The sequence below is a fragment of the Azohydromonas aeria genome (genome assembly GCF_009760915.1).
Lineage (GTDB): Bacteria > Pseudomonadota > Gammaproteobacteria > Burkholderiales > Burkholderiaceae_C > Azohydromonas > Azohydromonas aeria.
Genome location: NZ_VIDQ01000169.1, coordinates 1 through 3,341, shown reverse-complemented (window position 1 = coordinate 3,341; position 3,341 = coordinate 1). Strand labels below are relative to the sequence as shown.

Here is a 3,341-nt window from a genome sequence, read left to right as displayed (position 1 = left end):
TTCTCATGAGTCTGCGACTGCACGTTGTGCGGACGGACAAGCACGCATGGAATTCCGGGTTACGCATCCGTTCCATCCCTGGTGCGGAAGAAGTTTTCCGTTGGCTACCCGTAAAGACAACTGGGGCGAAGATCGGGTGATGTTCTACGACGCCCTGGGCCACAGGCGTTCGATGCTGGCGTCGTGGACGGATGTCGATGAACCGGACCTGTTTGCCCTGGCTGCTGCTGGCAAGTCGTATTTGCGCGTTGACGATCTGACTGCATTGGCACGACTTCTCGAGGAGATCGAGCAGGCCTGGGGACGAGTTGACGGTGTCAAGGGAATTGCGCCGCTGGTGTAAAGGTTAATGCGCCGCATTGCCGTGTCGATCACTGCATGGCCTGGTGCCATGGATTCAGCGCACTGGAGCGCGGCGCTATGCCATACCTCCCTCATGGTTGAACTATCACAGGTTGCGGCATATCTTGGTTTACGTCGCTGGAAGGAGCTGTTTGATGCTCGAGCCCGATGCAAAGATCCAGCGGCTGCACGAACACAAGGTGCTCAACCCGCGGCCGCAAGCAGTGGAAGCGCCATGGTTCCGCAGCGGCGGCTTCTTCGACCCCAACGATCTGGTGCAGGTGAAGTACGAGATGCTGCGTCATGCCCGTCAGGACGGCGTGACCAAGGCCGAGGCCGCAGCGCTGTTCGGTCTGTCGCGGCCGACGTATTACCAAGCCGAAGCCGCGTTCGAGCGCGAAGGCATCACAGGCTTGCTGCCTCGCCCTCGCGGACCCAAGACGCCGCACAAGGTCAACGCCGACGTGATGTCGCTGATCGAGCAGCGCCAGAGCGAAGGTGGTCCGTTGCAGGCTCGTGCGTTGGCCTCACTGGTTCGGTCACAGCTGGGTATCTCGCTACATCCGCGCACCATCGAGCGGTGTGCCGCGCGAATAAAAAAACGCTGAGGCACCGCGTCGCCGTCTACGGTCCGGCTCTGCCGGCCATTGCGATCCAGGTCTACGAGGACCTGCGCGCCGCGGTGCTGCATGGACAAGCCGACTCGCGCGCGAAGGCGGTCATCGTCTTCCACGGCCTGTGGCGTGGCCTGGCCGTGCTTGTCGCGGATGGCGTGGCAAGCCAATCGCCCGCTCGTGCAGCGCCGGGCATGGACCCAGCAACTGCCGGCACGCACGACTGCCAGCTCGTGCGCCAACTGGCCAACATGGTGCTGGCAGTTCAGTCGCAGGTGCAACATGTCTACTGATGCGGCCATGAAGGTCAGCGCCGACCATCTGCGGCGCGATGCATTCCTCTACGTGCGCCAGTCCTCGCTGCGCCAAGTGTTCGAGAACACGGAGAGCACCAAGCGGCAGTACGCGCTGCGCGAGCGCGCGGTAGCCTTGGGCTGGCCTATGGAGCGCGTGCATGTCATCGACGGTGACCTGGGACGGTCGGGCGCCCATGCCGACGGGCGCGAAGGATTCCAGCGTCTGGTGTCGGAAGTAGCCATGGGCAATGCCGGCATCGTGCTCGGCTTGGAAGTGTCGCGCCTTGCGCGCAACAACTCCGACTGGCACCGCCTGCTTGAGCTTGCGGCGCTGTCTCACACGTTGATCCTGGACGAGGATGGCGTGTACGACCCGGCGCACTTCAACGACCGGCTGCTGCTTGGTCTCAAGGGCACCATGAGCGAGGCGGAGCTGCACGTGCTCAAGTGCCGGCTGCTGGGTGGCCAGATAAACAAGGCTCTCCGAGGCGAACTGCAGATGCGCCTGCCAATTGGACTGGTGTACGACGGTGCCGGCCGGGTAGTACTCGACCCGGATCGTCAGATACAGGATACGGTTCGACTGGTGTTCAGTACCTTCCGTGAGACAGGGTCTGCCGGTGCCGTGGTACGTCGCATGAATGCAGAGAAGCTGTCGTTCCCGCAAAGTGTTCATCGTGGCGTGGGCAAGGGCGACCTGCTTTGGGAACCAGTTGAACAAACCCGTGTACTTCAGCTGCTGCACAACCCGCGCTACGCAGGGGCGTTCGTCTATGGGCGAAGTCGTACGAGGTACACCGCCGCACTCAAGCAGGTGCAAGTCGACGTCCCGCGTTCGGAGTGGCGCGTGCTGATCGTGGACGCACATCCGGGCTACATAACCTGGGAAGAGTTCGAGCGCAACCAGACGACCCTGAAGAACAATCAGCGTTGCTGGTCTGGCGGGCTTCGAGGTCAGCTGCCGCGCAAGGGCAGCGGGTTGCTGCAAGGAAAGGTCATGTGCGGCCGCTGCGGTGCGCGCATGCGTGTGCACTACGAGCCGTTGCATGGCGCCTTGCGTCCCTACTACGTATGCAATGAGGCCGCGTTGCGCATTGCTGATGGCAGGCGCTGTCAGTGGATCCGCGGTGTCGACATCGACGAAACTGTGAGCGCGCTGCTGCTGCAGACGGTGACGCCAACGGCCATTGAAGTGGCGTTGGCAGTGCAGCAGGAGATCGTTCAGCGCGTGGAGGAAGCCGCCGCGCTGCGCCAGGCGCAACTGCAACGTGCCCGCTATGAGGCCGAACTCGCACGCCGGCGTTACCTCAAGGTGGATCCCGATAACCGGCTGGTGGCTGATGCATTGGAAGCTGACTGGAATGCGCGGCTGCGCCAGTTCGACGATTTGCAGCAGGAGCATGCGCGCCAGCAACTGGCTGACCAAGCGCTGCTGCAAGACCCCTCGCGCCAGCGCATCGTCGAGCTGGCACGGGACTTCCCTCGCATTTGGAATGATCCCCGCACAACTGTCGTGGAACGAAAGCGGATGCTCGGACTGCTCATCGAGGACGTCACGCTTGTCTCGGGACAGCAGGTCGACGTGCACATTCGCTGGCGTGGCGGTCGGAATCAAAGCGTGCAGGTGCCCAAGGCACGGACGATCGCACAGGTCCGTAAAACCCGCCCAGAAGTAGTCCAACTTGTCGACGAGCTGCTCAACACCTGTACCGAGAAGGAAGTCGTTGAAAGGCTCGGCGAACTCGGATACCGGAACTGGCGCGGTGAACCCCATACGCTCAGGGGCATCCAGATGCTCAGGCATGCCTACGGTCTGAAAACGCGTCGCGACCGATTGAGCGAGAGCGGCTTGCTCTCTGCTGCAGAGGTAGCACAACAGCTGGGCGTCTCTACCAATACGGTTCACTTGCTGGGCAGCAAGGGACTGCTCCAGCGCCACAGGTACGGCGTCCGCAGCTATATGTACGAATCACCGGGCAACGTCACGTTCGTGCCCGGTGTTGGCGGTCGGTATTCCAGCCGGTCGCCCTGTCTTATCCCTGCTTAATCTACTGAACAAGGTGCATCATGAAGTCCACGCCTTGTTCTC

General features: G+C 62.0%; 4 protein-coding genes. All 4 read left to right on the top strand.

Annotation, left to right across the window (positions count from 1 at the left end; translation table 11 throughout):
* Nucleotides 1-343, top strand: a 343-nt coding sequence (locus FJ694_RS36155; RefSeq protein WP_232540387.1) for a DUF5372 family protein, incomplete at its 5' end; no start/stop codon positions are given.
* Nucleotides 344-497: 154 nt separating this feature from the next.
* A complete protein-coding gene (locus tag FJ694_RS36150) occupies nt 498-950 on the top strand; it encodes a helix-turn-helix domain-containing protein (RefSeq protein ID WP_157272346.1) in 453 nt (150 codons plus the stop codon).
* Nucleotides 923-1,249 (top strand): hypothetical protein, encoded by a 327-nt coding sequence (locus FJ694_RS36145; protein ID WP_198321188.1) that lies wholly within the window; start codon nt 923-925, stop codon nt 1,247-1,249. The genes FJ694_RS36150 and FJ694_RS36145 overlap by 28 nt, the downstream gene beginning before the upstream one ends.
* Nucleotides 1,239-3,299 (top strand): recombinase family protein, encoded by a 2,061-nt coding sequence (locus FJ694_RS36140; protein WP_157272345.1) that lies wholly within the window; start codon nt 1,239-1,241, stop codon nt 3,297-3,299. Before FJ694_RS36145 ends, FJ694_RS36140 begins: the two co-directional genes overlap by 11 nt.
* Nucleotides 3,300-3,341 lie beyond the last annotated feature (42 nt).

What these genes read in the sequence shown, in the direction of transcription:
- FJ694_RS36150 (WP_157272346.1), top strand. Translation starts at nt 498, where the DNA reads ATGCTCGAGCCCGATGCAAAGATCCAGCGGCTGCACGAACACAAGGTG.
- FJ694_RS36140 (WP_157272345.1), top strand. Translation starts at nt 1,239, where the DNA reads ATGTCTACTGATGCGGCCATGAAGGTCAGCGCCGACCATCTGCGGCGC.